Below are 22,877 nucleotides of genomic sequence, written 5' to 3'. Positions count from 1 at the left end.
AAACGAGCTTCTATAAAGAAGAAATTTTATCAATATGGATGTATTTGACCTTATTTTGAGTAGCAGACTGGTTAAATGACTCAATTAGAAATGGATTTAAAAAAAATTAAAAAAAATCCTCGAAATTTAAAAGATATTAAAGAACAGGCAATAGAGGTATGTATAGAGGCAGTAAGACGGAATGGATTAGTTCTTGAATACATAAAGTGGAATGAATTCTCAAAAGAACAACTTAATGAAATCTGTCTTAAAGCAGTCAAACAAAATGGAAACTCTCTTAAATATGTAAAATGGGATGAATTCTCAAAAGAACAATCTTATGATATCTGCATGGAAGCCGTTAAACAAAGACCTTCATCATTGCAATATGTAAATGAACAAACCCCTGAGATATGCATAGAGGCAGTAAGACAAAATGGATTGGTTCTTAAGTACATAAGGTGGGACGAATTAAAAGGCAAATTTTCAAAGAAACAGATTGATGAAATCTGTTTAGAGGCAGTAAGAGATGATGGATATGCACTTGAGTATGTGAAAGAGCAAACCAAAGAAATCTGTTTAGAAGCAGTTAGTAATAAAGGGAGAGCTTTTAAATTTGTGAGAGAACAGCTCGATGAAATCTGTCTTATCGCAGTAAAAAATGATTCATATTCTCTTAGATATGTAAAAAATCAAACACCAGAACTTTGTGTAATTGCTGTAAAAGAAAATGGATTAGCTATTAGGCAAGTGAAAGAGCAAACAGAAGAACTATGTTTAATAGCATTAAAGCAAAATCCAAGGGCACTTCAATTCATAAGAAAACAAACAAAAGAGATGTGTTTAAATGCAGTAAGACAAAGAGCTGAAGCTCTTTATTATATAAAGAAACAGACAGAAGAAATGTGTTTAATTGCAATCAACCAGGACCCACAAACACTTAAGTATGTAAAAAATAAGACTCTAAATATCTGTCTTGAGGCATTAAGAAGAGATGGTATGGTTTTAGAACATATTGAAAAACAAACAGAAGGAATGTGCCTAATAGCAGTAATGCAAAATGGATTAGCTCTTCAGTATGCGAAGGTGCAAACGGAAGAGATCTGTTTAGAAGCAGTGAGAGAAAATGGGTTAGCTTTAGAATTTGTATATAAACAAACATTGAAAATTTGTAAAGAAGCTGTAAAACAGAACAAGAATGCTATTGATTTTGTAGAAATTAGATTTTTGGAAATAGATATGAATTTATGATTAACTTTAAAATACATATATGAAAGATAAAAGGCCATTTTAAATAATTAAAGATGGTCTTTTATTTATTTTTAAATAGCAAATTCAAGAAATTTTAAGCCTTGGAAATTATAAAAATTAAAAACAATTACTATAATAGGACATATTACATAAATAAAAAAGTTTATTAAACAAAATAAAAAATAAAAAGGAAGTGTTTTTATGTTTGGGATTCATCCATTTAGATTTTTGTACATACTTTTGAGTGGTGAGTTTTTCTGGTCATGGTTCTTTATAGGAGTTATGTTGTTTGCAACGATAAGATTTTTATATCGTAGAGGGGTGTTCAACAAATACATAACTATGTTTAAAAAATTATATCAAAAGTTTTAATCAACTTTAAAAAGCTATCTATTAATTTAGATAGCCTTTTTTGTTATATATATAATATTAATGTTTTTTACTAATCTATGACTAAAAATAATAAATATATATACTTTAAACCTACTTAAAATATTTTATATAATCAATATAAATGATATAATATATTGTACAAAAAGAAAAATATAATTCATATATTATAGATAAAGTTGAAAAGGAGAAAGCCTTATGAGGATGGAATCAAATAATATAATAGAAAATTCATGGGATTTGAAAGATTTTAAAGAACAAACTTATGAAATATGTCTTAAGGCTATAGGACAAAATGGCTTGTTGCTTAAGGATATAAAATGGAATGAACTCAATTTAACAAAGGAACAGTTTTATGAATTATGTTTCAATGCAGTCATACAAAATGGATTAGCTCTTAAATATGTGAAGTTAGATAAATTATCAAAAGAACAAATAGATGAAATTTGTTTAATAGCAGTAAGACAAAATGAAGAAGTCTTAGCATATGTAAAAAATCAGACTCCTAAGATGTGTATAGAAACTCTACGACAAAATAAACATGCAATTAAATATATTAAAGACAAGGAAAAGTACTTAGATTTATTTGAAATTAAATATTTAGAAGAACAAGAAGATATAAAGGAAGTAATAGCAATAAAAGAAAAAGGAGAATGGCTTTTTTCTATAGGTGATTATAAAAATATTACTAAAAAAGAATTATTTAACCTAAAGGAAGGGATAGATATCCATAGGCAAGCTTACATTGATTTCTTAAAAGATATTGAAACTAATAAAAGAACATTATCTATTAAGTCCATTCCAAAAGAAGTATATTTATATTATTTCTTACATAAGTTCTATAATTCAACAATTATATTCTTTTTTACTATGATCTTGTTGAGTCCTGCTATTCTTATTCTATTTGATTTTCCACTTGCTTTTACCTATATTATTGTTGGTTTTATTTTACAAATAGCATTCTTTTCTATAGTTGAATAAAAAGGAGATATAAATGAAATATATAGATTTAGATAGGATAAAAAATTATCCATGGGATTTGAAATTTGCACAAACACAAACATATGAGATGTGTATAGAAGCCATAAAAATAGATGGATTGTTACTCAAAGATATAAGATGGAATGAACTCAATATAACTAAAGAGCAGGTTTATAATTTATATCTTACAGCAGTTAAAAATGATGGATATGCACTTGAATATGTAAAGTGGAGTGAATTAGAAAGCGGACTTTCAAAAGAACAGATTAATGAAATCTGTTTAATAGCAGTAAAAACTGACGGATTAGCTTTAAAATATGTAAAAAATCAAACTGAAGAAATCTGTATGATAGCAGTAAGAAATAATGGGCTTGCTCTTGAATATGTTGAAGAACAGACTATGGAAATCTGTATAGAGGCGGTTAGAAATGATGGTGAGGCTTTAGAGTATGTAAAAAAGCAAACTCCAGAAGTATGTATGGAAGCAGTTAGGCGAGATGGTGAGGCTTTAGAGTATGTAAATAATCAGTTCTATGAAATATGTATTGAAGCAGTCAAACAAAATAGTTTAGCTTTAGAATATGTAAATTGGGACAAATTCACAAAAGAACAATTCATTGAGATGTGTTTAATGGTAGTAAAACAGGATGGATTGGCACTTGCGTATATAGATGATAAGCTTGATGAAATATGTAGAGAAGCTTTAAGACAAAATAAACATGCAATTAAATATATAAAAGATAAAGATAAATATTTAAAAGAATTTGATATTAAATATTTAGAAAGACAAGAAGAAGCAAGTGAAGTAATAGCTATAAAAGAAGAAGGGAGATGGCTATTTACTGTAGGGTGTCAAATCAACATTACTAAAGAAGAATTCATATATAGAATCTATAATGAAGGTGGAGGGTTTGACCCAGAAAAAGATATTAATGTCCATAGACAAGTATATCTTGATTTCTTAAAAGAGATTCGAGAATATGAAAATGGATATCTGTTAATTTAGATATCTTTTTCTGTTACACAAAGTGTTAAGGCTTAAATAATCCATTTCTAAAATTAAAAAATGTTTACAATTCAGTAATTTTAACTAATGTAAGCTTTTTATACCAACTAATAGTTAAAAATAAAAAGTAGCTATTATGTTAATTATCTTATGCTAATTTAATTATAGCAGTATATATACTAATTTATAAAATTTTATATAATCAATAAAAATAGTGCAATTATTATAAAAAAAATTAAAAATTATATAATAAATATAAATAAAAGTGTTATAAAAATAAAATTAAAAAGAGGGGAAAGATTAGATGAAATGTATAGATGTAGATTGGATAAAAAAACATCCATGGGATTTGAAAAATGCAAAAACACAAACTTATGAAATGTGTATAGAGGCAGTAAAAAAAAATGGGATGCTACTTGGAGATGTAAGATTTGATGAACTTAATTTAACCAAAGAACAAACTTATAATTTATATCTTACAGCAGTAAAAGAATATGGATATGCTCTTGAATATGTTATTGAACAAACACCAGAAATATGTTTAGAGGCAGTAAGAGATAGAGGATATGCTTTAAAGTATGTAAACAATCAAACAGATGAAATATGCATGGAAGCTGTAAGACAAGATAGCTTAGCTTTAGAAGATGTTATTGAACAAACGCCAAGGATATGTTTAGAGGCAGTAAGAAATAGAGGATATGTTTTAAAGTATGTAAACAATCAAACAGATGAAATATGCATGGAAGCAGTAAGAGAGAACGGGTTAGCTTTGGAGTATGTAAATAATCAAACAGATGAAATATGTAGAGAAGCAGTAAAAGAAAATGGATTAGCACTTCAATTTGTAGAAAAACAAACAGAAGAGATATGTAGAGAAGCTCTAAAACAAGATAAACATGCAATTAAGTATGTAATAGATAAGGAAAAATATTTAGAAGAATTTAATATTAAATATTTAAAAAAGCAGGGTAAAGTAAGAGAAGTAATAGCAATAAAAGAAGATGGGAGATGGCTATTTATAGTAGGTTGTCAAGATAATATTAGCAAAGAAATTTTTATTTATAGAATCTATAATGAAGGTGGAGGGTTTGACCCAGAGAAAGATATTAATGTCCATAGACAAATATATCTTAATTTCCTAAAAGAGTTTGAATAGTAAAGAAGCTATCTATTAATTTAGATAGCTTCTTCTTAATTACACATAGTGTTAAGGTTTAATAATGGATAATATTATAATAAATGAATTAGATACATTGTTTAAATACACATAGTGTTAAGGTTTAATTTGATAGACCAAAAGAAAATATAAGACCTAAATTATAGTTTAAATACACGTAGTGTTAAGGTTTAATAAGCTTCTTATTATGTAATAGAAAGAAAAAAAATAGGGTTTAAATACACATAGTGTTAAGGTTTAATCTTTAAATATATCAATAGTATATAATAATAATGCAACGTTTAAATACACATAGTGTTAAGGTTTAATATATTAAAGGTGGTATTTATCTATGGTAGAAAGATTGTTTAAATACACATAGTGTTAAGGTTTAATTTATGTAGATGAGCTGGATAACCACCACAATGATAGGTTTAAATACACATAGTGTTAAGGTTTAATTTTAAAATTTGCCTAACTCACCATGCTAATAAAAGAAGGTTTAAATACACATAGTGTTAAGGTTTAATAGCTGTAAACAAGCCATTTCTAAAATTAAGAAAATCTTATAATATAGTAGTTTCAATTAATTTAAGCTTTTTATCCCAAATAATAGTTAAAAATAAAAATATAGATATTTCAATATATACATAAAATAGCTTGGGATAATTTATATTATATCACTATATAAATTAACTTACAATATTTTATATAAACAATAAAAATGATATACTTATTATAAAAAAAAATAAAAATAATATAATAAATATAAATAAAAGTGTTATAAAAATAAAATTTAAAAAGGGAGAGTCAAATGAAAAAAATAGATGTAGATTGGATAAAAAAACATCCATGGGATTTGAAAAATGCAAAAACACAAACTTATGAAATGTGTATAAAGGCAGTAAAAAAAGAGGGGATGCTACTTAGAGATGTAAGATTTGATGAACTTAATTTAACCAAAGAACAAACTTATAATTTATATCTTACAGCAGTAAAAGAATTTGGATATGCTCTGGAATATGTTATGGAACAAACACCAGAGATTTGTATAGAAGCAGTAAGAAATAGAGGATATGCTTTAAAGTATGTAAAATGGAACAAATTAAGAGGTAAATTCTCAAAAGAACAGCTTGATAAAATTTGCATTGAAGCTGTAAGACAAGATGGCTTCGCATTACAATTTGTAGGAAATCAAACTGAGGAAATGTGCATATATGCATTAAAACAAGATAAATATGTAATTAGATATGTTAAAGATAAAGAAAAATATGAAGATATGTTTAACATCAAATATTTAAAAGAACAAGAAGAAGCAAAAGAAGTGTTGGCAGTAAAAAAAAATGGAGTATGGCTATTTACAGTAGGTTGCCAAAGAGATATTACTAAAGAAACTTTTATTGATAGAATCTATAATGAAGGTGGAGGGTTTGACCCAGAGAAAGATATTAATGTCCATAGACAAGTATACCTTGATTTCTTGAAGGAATTTCAATAAAAACTAAGTGGCTATATAATTATAATATTTTATATAAACAATACAATTATTGTGATTTAAATTAAAAAATGACATGTAATAGATAAAAGAGGAAGCTCTTTATAAGCCAAATAGATTAAGTTGTAAAAATTAAATTATGTATGGAGGGTAATTATGATGAATATTTATATGGTAAAGACAAATAAGGAATGCTTTATAACTGATTGCGAGGTGTTTCAAGGGCATGATTATAGCTATCATAGAACTAAGCTAACAGATTTATATTTTGATAAAGAAAAGCCAAAGGAAACATATTGTAAAAATTGGTATGTTATAGATAAATATCCAGAAAAAATTGAAACTGAGTTAATAGAGTATACAAATGAAAGATATGAAATTGATAATAAAAATCTGATATGTGAAAAGTTCCCTGAAATAATAAGAAGAGAAGATAGGGGGAAACTTGATTTTGATATATCTGAATTTTATTCTATTAAAAGAGATAAACGTCCTTTTAGATTAGTTGAAGTAGAAAATGTAAAAATAGAAGTAATTATGGAATTAGATAGTTTTGAAATGCCAAATAAGATAGAATATGAGGCTACTGGTGATAAAGAAAACTATAAAAGCAATTCTGTATATAAAATAACAAATACAGATGTAAAACATCAGTTATTAGATAAAATAATTTTTCCAGAACTAATGTTATCATCAATGCCATGTAAATTTACTTCAAAACAAATGTTTGACATAACAAGACAATATATAAAAGAGAATATAGATTTAAGTAAAGCTAAAATAACATCTGATTATGATTTCTGTTTTACTGTTAAAAAAATAGTACCATTATTAACGCCAGAAAAAATAACTTATCAGAATGTTTTTGCAAGAACTAAAAAAGAACGTAATAAGATTCATTATGGAATTAAAGAATATAAAGAAGTAGAAATATTTTCAATGACTCATAATCAGCGTAATTATGATGGATATACAGCAATAGATGCTATGTATGCAAATAATGAGAATGAATTAAAAGAAAAAGTTGATACATGGTTAAAAGGAGCTATAGAAATAATCAATAAACCATTAGAATTATGCCCTCATTGTAATGGAACAGGATATATGGACGAAATAAAAAAAATAAAGATTAAAAATATATAAAAGGAGATTTAAATGATAAAATATTGCAAAGAAAAGTGGATAAAAAATAAAACAAGATTACGAGAAGCATTGTTAGAGTCTGATTTCATTAATAGTGATAGTTATTGTAGTTATGAAGATTTGGTTAAATTATCTGTAAAATATATTTTGAATGATGATATAGATGAGGATGATAAATGGGATAGTGACAATATAACTGAAATAGATAATGGACATTATCAAGGTACTTTATTATATTTAATACCTAAAAAAACATATCAGCCCGATGAACGTGAATATCTTATGACATATGTTGGTTATGGAAGTTGTAGTGGATGTGATGTATTAGAATGGATTTTAGATAAATCAGAAAATAAAATAAAAGATTATATGCTTTTATGTAAAGATATAATATCTAACATTATAAAACCATATAATTTCGGATGGAGAGAAGATAATAAATATAATATTGTAAATAATTAATAAAATATTTATATAAAAAAGAATTAGAAATAAATACTCTAATAAAATAGTAAGAGAAATATTAACAGGAGAAATACTATGAAAATTGAAAATTGTTATAATTGCGATGGTGCTTTAAATGAAGAATATCAAGTAATAATATATGATCCAGGATTACAAATTGTGAAATGTTGTTGTATAGATTGTGCAGAAGAATTAAAAGAAAGGAATCAAGAGCTTTTGTATGAAAGAGCAGATGTCAATAACCCACCTCTAAAGAGGTAGGCTTGAAGTTATCTACAAGTCATATTGACCAGATTGAGTTTTAAACTACATTATTAAGGTCATAACACCTACAAATGCTTCTCCAGTTTGTAGCTTCTGTTGCATATTATTAAACAGTTTATGGGTACAAACAGTGTAATATGCTATCAAGCCTTAATAATATTATCGAGGAGAGCAGTTTCTAACTGCGTTACCCATGAAGTTAATTTCTTAACTTCATAGAGTTTACTCTTAAAGGAGGTTTTTTATTTGGTGTTTGTAATTAATAAAAACAAAAAACCATTGACTCCTTGTCACTTTGCTGTAGCAAGAAAATTACTTAAACAAGGAAAGGCTGTTGTTCATAAACAGTTTCCCTTCACTATTAGATTAAAAGAATTAAAAGAAGCTAATCCTAAAGGTTTAATTATTAAATTAGACCCAGGAGCTAAACAAACAGGAGTAGCACTTCACAAACCTAATGGCGAAGTTGTACTTCTTGCAACCATAGAGCATAGAGCGAATAAAATTAAACAAAACTTAGAAGCTCGTAGAGCATTTAGAAGGACAAGAAGAAATAGAAAAACAAGGTATAGAGCACCAAGATTTTTGAATCGCAAACGACTTGAAGGATGGTTACCACCATCAATTCAAAGCATAGTGGATAATGTTAAAAATTTTATAATAAAACTTAAAAAGTTATGCTATATAGAGACAATCTATATAGAAACAGTAAGGTTTGATACTCAATTAATGCTAAATCCTTCAATTGAAGGAGTAGATTATCAACAAGGCACTCTCTTAGGGTATGAGATTCGTGAGTATCTATTATATACTTATGGCCATACATGTCAATATTGTAAAGGACTCACGAATGACCGTCAATTAGAAATTGAGCATAAGTATCCTAAATCAAGAGGAGGTTCAAATTCTATTAGAAACTTAACCTTAGCTTGTAGAACTTGTAACCAAGAAAAAGGTAATAATACACTTGATGAATGGGTACAATCGCTAAGTAAATCAAAGTTAGATAAAGAAAGAGTAAAAAATATAAACTTAATCTTAAAAACTAATAAACCAGTAAGTCTAAAAGATACTGCTAAAGTAAATAGTAGTAGAAATGCTATTTTAAGAGAAATGTATAAATTAACTTCTAACGTAGTGGTATCTACTGGAGGAGTAACTAAGCATAATAGAGTAAAAGCTAACTTGCCTAAAACTCATTACTATGATGCTTTGTGTGTTAAGGAAACTCCTAAAATCAAAATACACAAAGGGTTGAAGGAGTTATATATAAAATCAATAGGAAGAGGTACAAGAAGTAGAACATTATTAAATAAATATGGTTTTCCAAGAGCATATTTACCAAGACAAAAACAGTTCTTTGGCTATCAATCAGGAGATATGGTAAAAGCCAATATCCCAAAAGGGAAATATATAGGTCAATATGTATCAAATGTAAGCTGTAGAAGTACAGGTATATTTGCAATCTATTCAAAGAAACATGGCAAACAGATAGATGTAAACCATAAATATTTAAAACTAACACAAAAGGGTGATGGTTATAGATATGAGTTGAAGACTCTTGCTTAATAGAAAGAGGGCAAATTCCTCACACCACTGAAGTAGCGTGTCCCCTTTTGCCTTTTTTATGGAGATCTGATTGATATTGTATATGATACAAAAAAATAAGAGGGTGGTGATTATTATTAAAAGTTTAAGATGTATATTTAGGCACCTGTTTTCAAGAGTTAAAGATTGTGAGCTGATTACAACAAGAAGTCAGCAGTATACTTGTAAGATTTGGATGTGTAAACATTGTGGACAAATTGTAGCTGGCTCAACACCTGTATATCATCCTAAAATGGAGAAAAACGAATACTATATAAAGTGTGATCAATTAGCATGTGCTAAGAATGATGAAGGATATTGTAATTCTAAAGATAAAGAAATTGAGTTTAAATCGGTTTGTTTAGATGATGGAAAGCAGTTCTTAAAATGTGAAAATTTTGATTGGGAATAAAAAGAGAATAATGAAACCATATATTATGATGATAAGAAGTTGATTTTTAGGGATGTCTTTTAATTTAGATATCCCTATTTATATAAAAAACTATACTTAAAATATACATAGTGTTAAGGTTTAATTATTGTAATTTCTCCTTAAATTTTTTATGAATCTTTGTTTAAATACACATAGTGTTAAGGTTTAATCTACTAACGTATTAGTGTAGTTGTTTAAATACACAAAGTGTTAAGGTTTAATTTAATTATTGCATCAAAAAAATTGAATAAAAAAAAGACTAATTTAAATACACAAAGTGCTAAGGTTAAAATAATTCATTTCTTAATTTAAGAAATGTTCACAAGATAGTAGTATTACCTAATCTATAGTTAAAAATAGAAAGTAGGTATTGCATTAATAATCTTGAGGTAATTTAATTATAGCACTAAGCTAATTTATTTACAATATTTTATATAGTCAATAAAAATGTTATAATAATTATAAAAAATAACAAATAATAATATACTTATTACAAAACATAGTGTTATAAATATAAAAACTAAAAAGGAGATAGATAAAGGAATGTTATGTGGAGGAAGTATATAAATTTGATATTAGAAATAGATATTCAATATTATAGGAGGAAAGAATTATTATGAGAGCATTATTAAATATGTATGACAGTTGTTCAGAAAATGTTGAGGTTAAGGTAGGCGATTATGTAATAGCAAATATAAATGACTTTGGATTAGAAAAAGGTAAAAAGTATAAAATTTTAGGTATCGATTCTATAGATTTAATAACAGTAGAAGTTAATGGGTGTGCACATGATTATACAATTGAATATTTTAACGAATGTATATACTAATAAGATTGTATTTTATTAGAAAAAGGGGTGGAGTAATTATGCATGGAGAAATAAATGCTGAAGATTATAGATATTTTAAACAACTTCAGGAAGAAAAAGATAATGTATATAAGAATTATGCTAATGGAGAATATATTTCTAAATCACAACTTATTGAATTTTTAAAAAACAAATTTCATGTTTTAAATGAAATAAATGACAAATATAAATTCTATTATGACAGTGCGATATCAACATTAGATGAATTAAATGATCAATTAGCAAAGGGAAATTTTGATGTAGTTAATAAATAATCCAAAATGAGAGTAAAAGGGGAGATAAATATGAGAGTATCAATATATACAAGTGATAATAGTTATACACTACAAGAACAAATAAATAAAGCTTTATCTGAGTGTAAAAATGATAAAGTTATAGATATTAAATATTCTGGAAAAGGAAGTTCGGCTCCTTATAGTAGTGATGAGTATAGTGCTATGATTATATTTAAATAATTAAAATAAAGGAGCGATTTTATGGAGTGCGAAAAATGTAATAGTGAAAATATAGAAGTAATAGAACAAAAAGAAGGTTTGGTATTAAATCCTTATATTTGTGATTATGAGTATACTTGTACTTTAGTTATAAAATGTAAAGATTGTGGACATCAATTTGAAGATTGTATAGCTTAAAGTTTAATAATAAAAAAGAGTTAGCTATTATTTAGATGACTCTTTTTTTATGAGATATGTGTATATGCTTTAAAGAAAGATAAGTAAGCAATTAAGTATATAAAAAATAAAGATAAATATGAGAAAATATTTAATATTTAGAAGAACAAAAATAATCTCAGAAAGTAATAGCTATAAAAGAAAATGGAGAATGGTTATTTACTAATGAAGGTGGAGGGTTTGACCCAGAAAAAGATATTAATGTTCATAGACAAATATATCTTAATTTCTTGAAAGAGTTTAAATGATATTAAGAAGAAGCTATCTAAATTAATAGATAGTCCTTTTTTCTTTATGAAGTCTTGTTTTAACATCAAAATTAAGAAATCGTCCTGATGCCAGTCAGGACGATTTCGATGTTGAATAGTTCTATATTATTTTTTGAATTATGAACTCCACTCTACTAACAATAGATTGTAGTTCTTCTTGCTTCCATTATACTACAAATCTAAGAAAGATAAAAGTACATTAATTTAAATAGACAAAGTGTTAAAGTTTGATTAAAAAATAGCTACGCACACTCGTGACTTTAGTCATGAGTTAGTAGCTAAAATAGTCAGCATATAGGGAAACTTATATGTAGAGATAGGATAGAACCTATCCAATACTACTTGAATTGCTGGAAACCCCTAAAACTAACCAAACTAAAACATAAGGATGAAATAAACCTAAGTGTGAAAGTTACGAAAGTAGAAAAAATTGGTTAGATGATATAAGGTTAAACCCTAAGTACTTTAAAATGGGCAACCAGCAGGTAAGCTCCTAAGTAGGAGAAACTTCAACGACTATTCCTCTTGAGGGAAGTACACTACAAGTTATCGGTAGTGGAAGTGGGTAGACCTTAACGGATAATGCCGAAGGATAAGATATAGTCTGTGTTTGCATGAAAGTGTAAGAAGTTCATAAGAGAACTGCATAGGTAGTAGCGAACTTATGTGAACGACAACCTCAAAAATGATAAAAGTTAAGGGCTTACAGTTCTTATATATGTTATTTAAAAAATAAATATAAAAACCTTCCAAATAATTGTTTTAAATAATTACGTTTGTTAATATTATAATGGGTGATGAAAAATAGAAGTTACTCGGATATGTATATTAATAATCATAAAAAACAATTAAAGTGAGGTGATAGTAGTGGAAAAAGCTTATAAGTTTAGAATGTATCCAAATAAAAAACAGCAAGAGCTAATTAACAAAACTTTTGGATGTTGTAGATTTGTATATAATAAGTATCTTGCTAAAAAAATAGAAGTTTATGAAAACAATAAAGAAACTTTTACTTATAAACAGTGCAGTTCTGATTTGACCAATTTAAAAAAAGAATTAGAGTGGCTTAAAGAGCCTGACAAATTTTCACTACAAAACACTTTAAAAGATTTAGAAAACGCATATAAAAAATTCTTTAAGGAAAATACAGGATTTCCTAAATTTAAATCAAAGAAAACTAATAGATTTTCATATAGAACTAACTTTACAAATGGAAATATTATGCACCTTGGTCAATATATAAAATTACCTAAACTTGGTATGGTTAAAGTAAGAGATAAACAAGTACCTCAAGGTAGAATTCTTAATGCTACTGTATCCAAAGAACCAAGTGGTAAATATTATGTATCACTATGTTGTACTGATATAGATATTGAAGCATTTGAAAATACTAATAATCAGATAGGTTTAGATTTAGGAATTAAAGAGTTTTGTATCTCAAGTTGTGGAGAATTTATAGAAAATCCTAAGTATCTTCAAAAGTCATTAAATAAACTTGCTAAATTACAAAGAGAATTATCAAGAAAAACAATTGGTAGTTTAAATAGAAATAAAGCAAGGTTAAAAGTTGCAAGACTTCAAGAACATATAGCTAATCAAAGGAAGGATTTTCTACAAAAACTATCTACTAAATTAATACGAGAGAATGATATTATTTGCATAGAAGATTTACAAGTAAAGAATATGACTAAAAATCGTAAATTATCTCGTTTAATTTCTGATGTGTCATGGTCAGAATTTGTTTGTCAATTAGAATATAAGGCTAATTGGTATGGTAGACAAATCGTAAAGGTAGGTAAATTCTTTGCAAGTTCACAAATATGCAATAAATGTGGGTACAAAAACGAGGAAATTAAGGATTTAAATATAAGAGAATGGATTTGTCCTTATTGTAATGAAACTCACAATAGAGATATAAATGCAAGTATAAATATACTAAAAGAAGGATTAAGACTAATAAGAGTTTAAAATAAATAACGTATGTAAGAACCGTAGGAACTACGGGGATAGCCTGTGGAGAATTGGTAAGACATATTTTAGTATGCGAAATTCTATGAAACAGGAACCCTGTGACTTTAGTCATGGGAGGTTCAGAGATATAAATAAGCTATTCTTAGAATTAAGAAATACTTATAGTACAGTGAAATTGATTTATATAAATAATATTTAATAGCTAAGAGTAAGAATGCATACTATATAAATATGCTTATAATATTTTATATAAACAATAAAAATATCAAAATTTATTGACAATTTATAAAAAAATACATACAATGATATTAAAATAGATAAAAATGAGGTGTTTTAAATTGAATAAAAATATAAAAAAAATAACTATAGCTGGTCTAATTATGGGTTGTGTATTAGGTCAATGCTTAACTATAAATGCAGAAGAGATAACTATAAAACCTACAGTAGATAAAGAGATTAAAATTTTTGATCTGGCCAATAAATTGGGTCAAAAGGGAACTAAGGTAGAAAGTGAAAAATACGGCTCAGGGTATTCATTAAATTTAAATGATAATTTATTTACATTTTATGAAAATTCACCATATGTTTATGTTAATGGATATATGTTGCCTATAAAAACTAAGAAGATTAAAGACTCAGTTTCTAAAGAAGAATTTAATATTCCTGATGATGACCAAAAATTAAAAAAAGATGGAGATGATTTTCTTATCCCAAAAGAAATATTGGTTAATTATTTAGGATTTAAAGAAGATAATAATGGAATTAAAATTAATGCTATAAATGTAAAGGACCAGGATAAAAAAGAAGAAGATAAGAATGATGTGGATTTGAGTGTTAGCAATGAGGTGTTTAGAAATAAACTGGAAGACTTAGGTTGGATGAAAGATGGCAAAACAACATATGTATATAAGCAAAAAACTGACAAAGGTGATTGGGACGTAGAAATGGGAATTGTAAATGCAGAAAACGATGTAGTTGGATTTGGTTTATTTGCCAATTCCAAAGAATTTGATAGCTCTGTAAAAGAATGCTTTAAGTTGCTTCTGCCAAATAAAGGAGAAAAACTTTTTAATATTGTAAAAGGAAAATTCGAAGACCAAACTTTACAGTTGGATGGCAAGAAAGTCGAAATTAGAAATGGAAGCATGGGAGTTTATGTAGACATTTATAATAAATAATATAAATAAAAAGAAGTTATCTAATTTATAGGTAACTTCTTTTTTACACAAAGTGTTAAGGTTTAATTATGTAAATTCTAATACCCTTTCATTAGTAATGTTTGTTTAAATACACATAGTGTTAAGGTTTAATAAACCCAGAAAAAATAAAAATAGGTATAACCTCTTTGTTTAAATACACATAGTGTTAAGGTTTAATATTAAGTATTTCTTTTACTATAGAATAAACTATTGGGTTTAAATACACATAGTGTTAAGGTTTAATATGCTAATATCAATAAAACCTTGTTGTTTGAACTCGGTTTAAATACACATAGTGTTAAGGTTTAATTTAAAAGAAAAATATGGAATAATTGTAGATTTTGAGTTTAAATACACATAGTGTTAAGGTTTAATTTGAAGATGATATTTATAGTAAATTAAACAAAGTATTGTTTAAATACACATAGTGTTAAGGTTTAATTAAAAATCTACCTTTAGCAATGTTCTTAGAAAAAGAGTTTAAATACACATAGTGTTAAGGTTTAATAAAATTCTTGCATAACTTGTTACATATGCAGATATTGTTTAAATACACATAGTGTTAAGGTTTAATTATTCTTAGTGAGTATGATTTTACAAAGGAAGATGTTTTAAATACACATAGTGTTAAGGTTTAATAGCTGTAAATAAGCCATTTCTTAATTTTAGAAATGCTTATAGTACAGTAGCTTCAATTAATCTAAGCTTTTTATCCCAACTAACAGTTAAAAATAAGAATATAGATATTTCAATAAATACCTTAATTAGATTGGGATAATTTAATTATATCACCATATAAATTAACTTGCAATATTTTATATAATCAATAAAATTCATTAAAAATATTGACAATTTCCAAATAAATACATATTATATAATTAAAGTTAATATTATATAAAAAGGCAACTTTCACGAAAGAGATGTTATAAGATAAATTGTTTTGTATATAATGTATTGGTAAAAAAATTACTATTAAAATAAGAAAATAGAACAGTTTTTTTATAAAAAAACTTATATAAATAGATAGACTCCCTTATTTATAATTAAGTGACAATATTTTACATATTTTTTATAGTATGTATTATATAATGTTTACTATAAATAGAGGGGATATGGAGGGAAATAAAATGAAAAAAATAAAACAATTAGGGATAGTAGCTTTAGCTGGATCTTCTGCTTTAGGAGCTACAATGATGGGTTCTTCTGCCATGGCACCACAAGAATTAGTGCTTGCAGGGGAAGATAGAATAGATACAAGTTTAAAAATAAGTAGTTATAAATGGCAAAATGCAGAAAATGCCGTTTTAATAAATAGCAATACAATTGCAGATGCTTTATGTTCTGCACCTTTAGCTACAGCAAAAAATGCACCTGTACTTTTAACAGAAAAAGATAAGCTAAATACTAAAACAAAAGAAGAAATAAAAAGATTAGGTGTTAAAAACATTTATATAATTGGTAGTACAAATACAATAAGTGCAAATGTAGAAAAAGAACTTAATAATTTAAATATAAATGTAAAAAGAATTGGTGGAACAGACAGAATAGATACAAGTTTAAAAATAGCAAAAGAGTTAGAAAATGTAGATTCTGTTGCAGTTGTAAATGGATATAAAGGTCTTGCAGATGCAGTAAGTATAGCATCTCCAGCTAAAAGTAACACTGCAATTTTATTTGCAGAGAAAGATACTTTAAATAAAAATATAGAAGATTATGCAAAAACTTTTAATAAAACTTATGTAGTAGGTGGAGAAAGTTCTATTTCTAAAAATATAGTAAATAAATTAAAGAATGTAATTAAATTTGCTGGTACAGACAGAACAGATACTAATGCAAAAGTAATGGATTATTTTTATGCAGATAAGGCATTAAATAATGTATTTGTTGCAAAAAACGGGATGTTAGGAGAGGGAGACCTAATAGATGCACTTTCTGTAGGGCCTGTAGGAGCAAAAGAAGATTCTCCAGTGCTTTTAGCGGACAAAGCTTTAAGTACAAGTCAGAAAAATTTTATAAAAAAACATGAATTTAGTAAAGTTACACAAGTCGGCGATGGAGGGAATGAAAATGTTTTTAGAGAAATTTTAAATATATTAAAAGGAGAAGAGACTCCTGGAACTATTACAAATGCAGAGTTTAGAAATAAATTACCTGGACTTGGGTGGACACTTGAGGGTGAAACAACTTATAATTATAAGCAGAAGTCTACCAAGGGAGATTGGTATAACGAATTAGGAATTGTAAATGCAGAAGATAATGTAGTTGGATTTGGCTTATTCGCTAATTCTGAAGAGTTTGATTCTTCTGTAAAAGAGTGCTTTAAACTGCTTCTACCAAATAGAGGAGAAGAACTTTTTAATATTGTAAAAGGAAAATTTGAAGACAAAGTTTTAGAGATGGATGGCAAGAAAGTGGAAATTAAAAATGGAAGCATGGGAGTCTACGTAGACATTTATAATAAATAATATAAATAAAAAGAAGTTATCTAATTTATAGGTAACTTCTTTTTTTACACATAGTGTTAAGGTTTAATAGCTGTAAATAAGCCATTTCTTAATTTTAGAAATGCTTATAATACAGTAACTTCAATTAATCTAAGTTTTTTATTTTAACTAAAAATAAGAATGTATATACTTCAACATATACATCAATTAGATTGGGATAATTTAATTATATAACCATATAAATAAAGTTACAATATTTTATATAAACAAAAAAATGATATAATTAATATAAAAAATAAAATAGAGGTATATATATGAATAAAAATAATTTAGAGTATATAAAAAAATTCCCATGGGATTTAGAATTTATAGAAAAACAAAGCTATGAGATGTGTATAGAGGCAGTAAGACAAGATGGGTTATTAATTGAAGATGTAAAATGGGATGAACTTAATTTAACCAAAGAACAAACTTATAATTTATATCTTCTTTCAGTTAGGGAAAATGGATTAGCACTTAAGTATATAAAAGAACAAACACCCAGAATTTGTATGGAAGCAGTCAAACAAGATGGTAAGGCACTTAAGTATGTAAAAAATCAAACTCCTGAGATTTGTATTAAAGCAGTAAAACAAAATGGATATGCTCTTCAGTATGTAAAGTGGGATGAACTCAGTTTAACCAAAGAACAGATATATAATTTATATTTAGATGCAGTGAAAGAAAATGGATTCGCTCTTAGATATGTAGAGTTGGACGAATTAGAATGTAATCAAACATATGAACTTTGTCTTGAGGCTGTTAAACAAAATGGAAGGGCTTTAATGCTTGTGGAAGAACAGTCTAATGAGCTTTGTACTGAAGCAGTCAAACAAAATGGAAACTCTCTTAGATATGTAAAGTTGGCTAAATTATCAAAAGAACAAATAGAGAAGATATCTCTAATAGCAGTAAGACAAAATGGATATGCTCTTGAAGATGTAAAAGAACAAACTCCAGGAATATGTTTAGAGGCAGTAAAAGAGAATGGATTAGCTTTAATGTATGTAAAAGAACAGTCTAATGAGCTTTGTACTGAAGCAGTCAAGCAAAATGGATTAGCTCTTGGATATGTAGAAAATAAAATATATGAGGTATGTAAAGAAGCTCTAAAACAAAATAAACTTGCAATAAAGTATATAATAGATAAAGAAAAATACTTAAAGGAGTTTGGGATTAAATATTTAGAAGCTCATGGTAAAGTAAGAGAAGTAATAGCGATAAAAGAAGATGGGGAGTGGCTATTTGCTATAGGTTACCAATATAAAATAACTAAGGATGAATTTATAGAAAGAATCTATAATACAGATGGAGGGTTTGATTTAGAGAAAGGTATTAATGTTCATAGACAAGTTTATGTTGATTTCTTGAAAGAGTTTGAATAATACAAGAAGAGCTATCTAAATTAATAGATAGCTCTTTTTTATTACACATAGTGTTAAAGTTTAATTTTTGCAAATTAATGCTCTCTATGTTTAAATACACAAAGTGTTAAGGTTTAATACTCTTATATATCTTTGTGTAGTTGCGATGTTTAAATACACGTAGTGTTAAGGTTTAATTTTCACCATCCTCGGATTATTTATAATCGTTTAAATACACATAGTGTTAAGGTTTAATGATGAATACTAAGCTAAATGAAGTATATAGCGTTTAAATACACATAGTGTTAAAGTTTAATCTTACTATTTTCATTTCAATCCCCCTTTGAATTTATGTTTAAATACATATAATGTTAAGGTTTAATCACTGTAGATAAATCAGATTGTTATATAGTTTAAATACATATAATGTTAAGGTTTAATATGGGTATCTATAGAGATATATGGTTTGATAATAAGTTTAAATACATATAATGTTAAGGTTTAATTATCGAATTTTGTTATTCCTATTTATTTTTGTTATGTTTAAATACATATAATGTTAAGGTTTAATCACTGTAAACAAGCCATTTCTAAAATTAAGAAAATCTTATAATACAGTAGTTTCAATTAATTTAATCTTTTTATCCCAACCAATAGTTAAAAATAGAAAGTAGGTATTATATTAATAATCTTGGGATAATTTATATTATATCACTATATAAATTAACTTACAATATTTTATATAGTCAATAAAAATGATATAATTATGATAAATAAAATTGAAAAATAGTATATTATATATAAAAAAGTATTATAAAAAATAACAATAAGGATGGATAGATAAATGGAGAAAATAGGGTTAGAGTGGATAAGAAAATTTCCATGGGATTTAAAATTTGCAAAAACGCAAACTTATGAAATGTGTATAGAAGCAGTAGGACAATATGGATATTTACTTAAAGATGTAAGATTTGATGAACTTAATTTAACTAAAGAACAGTTATATAATCTATATCTTATTGCGGTATTCAAAGATGGTGGGACTCTTAAATATGTGAAGTTTGATGAATTATCAAAAGAGAAAATAGATAAAATATGTTTATTAGCAGTAAGAAATTATGGTGGATCATTAGAATATGTAAAAAATCAGACAGAGGAAATGTGTCTAATTGCAGTAAAAAATTGGGGCTGGAATTTATATTATGTAAAGAATCAAACCGAAGAAATTTGTATAGAAGCAGTCAAGCAAAATGGAAGTAGTCTACAATATGTAAACAAACAAACACCAAAGATATGTTTAGAGGCAGTCAAGCAAAATGGATTAGCTTTAGAGTATATAAAATGGGATGGATTCTCAAAGAAACAGATTGATGAAATATGCAGAGAAGCTTTAAAGCAGAATATATGTGCAATTAAGTATGTAAATGCTAAAGAAAAGTATTTAGATGAATTTGGTGTTAAATATTTAGAAAAGCAAGGAAAGGCCAGAGAAGTATTCGCAGTAAAAAGATATAATAAGTGGTTATTTACAATAGGTTGCCAATATAAAATTACCAAAGAGACTTTTATTGATAGAATCTATAATGAAGATGGTGGATTTGATTTAGAGAAAGGTGTTAATGTTCATAGACAAACTTATGTTGATTTCTTAAAAGAGTTTGAATAATATTAAGAAGAAGCTATCTAAATTAATAGATAGCTTCTTCTTAATTACACATAGTGTTAAGGTTTAATTTTAATTTATATATGTACGTAGTTTAAATACACATAGTGTTAAGGTTTAATTCTACATATAGTTGTCTTTTATACTCTTTTCTGGTTTAAATACACATAGTGTTAAGAGCAGGGGATACGTTAGTAATTAAGTTTAAATACACATAGTGTTAAGGTTTAATGAAGATTTAAATAAGGCTATAAAGCCACAAATGAGTTTAAATACACAAAGTGTTAAGGTTTAATATATTATAGATACATTAGTAACTAAAGGCGTTACAGGTTTAAATACACAAAGTGTTAAGGTTTAATAATAATGTTGGAATTCTTCTGGGTCACCATTATATTGGGGTTTAAATACACAAAGTGTTAAGGTTTAATATCACTAATTTTTACATATTCATCAACAATATTGTAGGTTTAAATACACAAAGTGTTAAGGTTTAATATAATTACAGAAACTATATTCTTGACTTGGAAAAAAGGTTTAAATACACAAAGTGTTAAGGTTTAATAGCTGTAAACAAGCCATTTCTAAAATTAAGAAAATCTTATAATTCAGTAGTTTCAATTCCTATGAGCTTTTTATCCCAACTAATAGTTAAAAATAAAAATATAGATATTTCAATATATACATAAATTAGCTTGGGATAATTTATATTATATCACTAAGTAAATTAACTTATAATATTTTATATAAACAATAAAAATGGTATGATTATTATAAATAAAATTAAAGTATAATATATAATGTTATGAAAATAAAAAGGTGATAGGTAAATGCGTAAAACAGATTTAGAGTGGATAAAAAAATACCCCTGGGGATTGGCACACATGCAAAAGCAAAGTTATAAGATGTGTATAGAAGCAGTAAAGCGACAAGGGGGATTGCTTAAAGATGTAAGGTGGGATGAACTTAATCTAAATAAGAAGAAGATATATAATTTATCAATAATAGGCGAAATACTCCATCCTCAACGTAAGTAGGATGGAGATTAAAGCCTGTAATATAAAAAACTAAAGGAGGTGAAAAAATGATACAGATGAAAGCTTTTAAGTTTAGAATATATCCAAATCAAACTCAAAAAGAAATAATAGAAAAATCTTTTGGATGTTCAAGGTTTGTGTACAATCACATGTTAGCACTTCAAAAAGAAAAATATGAAAATGAAGGTGAGTCATATTCAAAGTATGATTTAATTAAAAAGCTTCCATCACTTAAAAAAGAATATGAATGGCTTAAAGAAGTTGATTCAACCAGCTTGCAAGCTACTATTGATGATTTAGATAGTGCATATAAGAACTTCTTTAGAGAAATTAAAAAAGGTAATAAACAAGGCTTTCCAAAGTTCAAAAGCAAAAGAAATCCTAAAAGAAGTTTTGAAAGTAAATGCGTGAACAATAACATAACTATTAAGGATAACTTAATTAAACTACCAAAATTGAAATGGGTTAAGGCTAAAGTTACTAAAAATATAAATGGCCGAATATTAAATGCTACTGTATCAAAAACACCTACAAGTAAATATTTTGTTAGTATATGTTGTGAAGTTGACATAAAACAATTAGAAGAATCTAATAAGTATATTGGCATAGATTTAGGCTTAAAAGATTTTGCAATATGTTCTAATGGAGACATATTCAACAATCCTAAATGGTTAAGAAAAGCTAACTATAGATTGAAGTTGGAACAAAGAAGATTATCAAAAATGAAGAAGTTTAGTAATAATTGGAATAAGCAAAAAAATAAAGTAGCTAAGATACATGAAAGAATATCTAATCAAAGAAAAGATTACCTACATCAGATATCAACTAAACTAATTAGAGAAAACCAAATAATTTGTTTAGAAGATTTAAAAGTAAGTAACATGATTAAGAATCATAAATTAGCAAGTGCAATAAGTGAAGTTAGTTGGTATGAATTTAGGAGATTGCTTGAGTATAAAGCTATTTGGTATGGAAGATTAATTTCTATAATAGGAAATACATATCCATCAAGTCAGTTATGTAGTGCATGTGGTCATAGAAATAAGGATGTAAAAAACTTAGCACTTAGAAATTGGATTTGCCCAGACTGTAATACACAACATGACAGGGATATAAATGCAAGTATAAATATACTAAAAGAAGGATTAAGATTAGTGGGGATGGAACAGCCCTTAGAGCCTATGAATGCTTAGTACAAAAGT

General features: G+C 26.5%; 22 protein-coding genes and 3 CRISPR repeat arrays. All 22 genes read left to right on the top strand.

The window, feature by feature from the left end:
- Positions 1-75 precede the first annotated feature (75 nt).
- The 22 genes from IC218_RS16395 to tnpB (IC218_RS16290) all read left to right on the top strand — a co-directional run bounded on the left by IC218_RS16395 (position 76) and on the right by tnpB (IC218_RS16290) (position 22,868).
- Positions 76-1,230, top strand: a complete 1,155-nt coding sequence (locus IC218_RS16395; protein WP_227824909.1) for a DUF4116 domain-containing protein — start codon at positions 76-78, stop codon at positions 1,228-1,230.
- 201 nt (positions 1,231-1,431) lie between these two features.
- A complete protein-coding gene (locus IC218_RS16390) occupies positions 1,432-1,602 on the top strand; it encodes a hypothetical protein (RefSeq protein WP_009899159.1) in 171 nt (56 codons plus the stop codon).
- A 216-nt stretch (positions 1,603-1,818) separates the two neighbouring features.
- Positions 1,819-2,601 carry a hypothetical protein gene (locus tag IC218_RS16385; protein ID WP_227824908.1) on the top strand — a complete coding sequence of 261 codons (783 nt, stop codon included), beginning with the start codon at positions 1,819-1,821 and terminating at the stop codon, positions 2,599-2,601.
- Positions 2,602-2,614: 13 nt separating this feature from the next.
- Positions 2,615-3,607 (top strand): DUF4116 domain-containing protein, encoded by a 993-nt coding sequence (locus tag IC218_RS16380; protein WP_227824907.1) that lies wholly within the window; start codon positions 2,615-2,617, stop codon positions 3,605-3,607.
- A gap of 304 nt (positions 3,608-3,911) precedes the next feature.
- Complete coding sequence (locus IC218_RS16375) at positions 3,912-4,763, top strand: DUF4116 domain-containing protein (protein ID WP_227824906.1); 852 nt, start codon at positions 3,912-3,914, stop codon at positions 4,761-4,763.
- A 33-nt stretch (positions 4,764-4,796) separates the two neighbouring features.
- Positions 4,797-5,293: direct repeats of the CRISPR family, unit length 30 nt; unit sequence GTTTAAATACACATAGTGTTAAGGTTTAAT.
- 284 nt (positions 5,294-5,577) lie between these two features.
- Positions 5,578-6,261 carry a DUF4116 domain-containing protein gene (locus IC218_RS16370; RefSeq protein ID WP_227824905.1) on the top strand — a complete coding sequence of 228 codons (684 nt, stop codon included), beginning with the start codon at positions 5,578-5,580 and terminating at the stop codon, positions 6,259-6,261.
- Positions 6,262-6,414: 153 nt separating this feature from the next.
- Positions 6,415-7,401, top strand: a complete 987-nt coding sequence (locus IC218_RS16365) for a hypothetical protein (protein ID WP_227824904.1) — start codon at positions 6,415-6,417, stop codon at positions 7,399-7,401.
- Positions 7,402-7,413: 12 nt separating this feature from the next.
- Entirely contained in the window at positions 7,414-7,863 is a 450-nt protein-coding gene (locus tag IC218_RS16360) for a hypothetical protein (protein WP_227824903.1), read from the top strand.
- Positions 7,864-7,941: 78 nt separating this feature from the next.
- Positions 7,942-8,127: a hypothetical protein gene (locus tag IC218_RS16355; protein ID WP_227824902.1), complete on the top strand. Its 186-nt coding sequence runs from the start codon at positions 7,942-7,944 to the stop codon at positions 8,125-8,127.
- 252 nt (positions 8,128-8,379) lie between these two features.
- On the top strand, positions 8,380-9,699 hold the full coding sequence (iscB, locus tag IC218_RS16350) for an RNA-guided endonuclease IscB (protein ID WP_227825041.1): 1,320 nt from the start codon (positions 8,380-8,382) through the stop codon (positions 9,697-9,699).
- Positions 9,700-9,805: 106 nt separating this feature from the next.
- Positions 9,806-10,129 carry a hypothetical protein gene (locus IC218_RS16345; protein ID WP_095903858.1) on the top strand — a complete coding sequence of 108 codons (324 nt, stop codon included), beginning with the start codon at positions 9,806-9,808 and terminating at the stop codon, positions 10,127-10,129.
- Positions 10,130-10,766: 637 nt separating this feature from the next.
- Positions 10,767-10,979, top strand: coding sequence for a hypothetical protein (locus tag IC218_RS16340; RefSeq protein WP_227824901.1), 213 nt, complete (start codon positions 10,767-10,769; stop codon positions 10,977-10,979).
- A 38-nt stretch (positions 10,980-11,017) separates the two neighbouring features.
- Positions 11,018-11,272, top strand: coding sequence for a hypothetical protein (locus IC218_RS16335; RefSeq protein WP_227824900.1), 255 nt, complete (start codon positions 11,018-11,020; stop codon positions 11,270-11,272).
- A 30-nt stretch (positions 11,273-11,302) separates the two neighbouring features.
- Positions 11,303-11,473, top strand: a complete 171-nt coding sequence (locus tag IC218_RS16330) for a sporulation protein Cse60 (RefSeq protein WP_227824899.1) — start codon at positions 11,303-11,305, stop codon at positions 11,471-11,473.
- Positions 11,474-11,494: 21 nt separating this feature from the next.
- Positions 11,495-11,650: a hypothetical protein gene (locus IC218_RS16325; RefSeq protein WP_227824898.1), complete on the top strand. Its 156-nt coding sequence runs from the start codon at positions 11,495-11,497 to the stop codon at positions 11,648-11,650.
- Between the two features lie 1,166 nt (positions 11,651-12,816).
- Positions 12,817-13,926 carry an IS200/IS605 family element RNA-guided endonuclease TnpB gene (gene tnpB / locus IC218_RS16320; RefSeq protein WP_227824897.1) on the top strand — a complete coding sequence of 370 codons (1,110 nt, stop codon included), beginning with the start codon at positions 12,817-12,819 and terminating at the stop codon, positions 13,924-13,926.
- Positions 13,927-14,267: 341 nt separating this feature from the next.
- Complete coding sequence (locus IC218_RS16315; protein ID WP_227824896.1) at positions 14,268-15,107, top strand: S-layer protein; 840 nt, start codon at positions 14,268-14,270, stop codon at positions 15,105-15,107.
- A 37-nt stretch (positions 15,108-15,144) separates the two neighbouring features.
- A CRISPR array of direct repeats spans positions 15,145-15,767; the repeat unit is 30 nt; unit sequence GTTTAAATACACATAGTGTTAAGGTTTAAT.
- A 488-nt stretch (positions 15,768-16,255) separates the two neighbouring features.
- The gene (locus IC218_RS16310; protein ID WP_227824895.1) at positions 16,256-17,593 is read left to right on the top strand and encodes a cell wall-binding repeat-containing protein; all 1,338 of its coding nucleotides are present in this window, start codon (positions 16,256-16,258) and stop codon (positions 17,591-17,593) included.
- Between the two features lie 293 nt (positions 17,594-17,886).
- Positions 17,887-18,996 carry a DUF4116 domain-containing protein gene (locus IC218_RS16305; RefSeq protein ID WP_227824894.1) on the top strand — a complete coding sequence of 370 codons (1,110 nt, stop codon included), beginning with the start codon at positions 17,887-17,889 and terminating at the stop codon, positions 18,994-18,996.
- 823 nt (positions 18,997-19,819) lie between these two features.
- Positions 19,820-20,641: a DUF4116 domain-containing protein gene (locus tag IC218_RS16300; protein WP_227824893.1), complete on the top strand. Its 822-nt coding sequence runs from the start codon at positions 19,820-19,822 to the stop codon at positions 20,639-20,641.
- Between the two features lie 198 nt (positions 20,642-20,839).
- Positions 20,840-21,203: a CRISPR direct-repeat array (repeat unit 30 nt).
- Positions 21,204-21,468: 265 nt separating this feature from the next.
- Complete coding sequence (locus tag IC218_RS16295) at positions 21,469-21,675, top strand: hypothetical protein (protein WP_227824892.1); 207 nt, start codon at positions 21,469-21,471, stop codon at positions 21,673-21,675.
- Positions 21,676-21,722: 47 nt separating this feature from the next.
- Positions 21,723-22,868 carry an IS200/IS605 family element RNA-guided endonuclease TnpB gene (gene tnpB / locus IC218_RS16290; protein ID WP_227824891.1) on the top strand — a complete coding sequence of 382 codons (1,146 nt, stop codon included), beginning with the start codon at positions 21,723-21,725 and terminating at the stop codon, positions 22,866-22,868.
- Positions 22,869-22,877 lie beyond the last annotated feature (9 nt).

The organism is Clostridioides sp. ES-S-0005-03 (genome assembly GCF_020658455.1).
Classification (GTDB): Bacteria; Bacillota; Clostridia; order Peptostreptococcales; family Peptostreptococcaceae; genus Clostridioides.
This window is presented reverse-complemented; position numbering and strand designations above follow the sequence as displayed.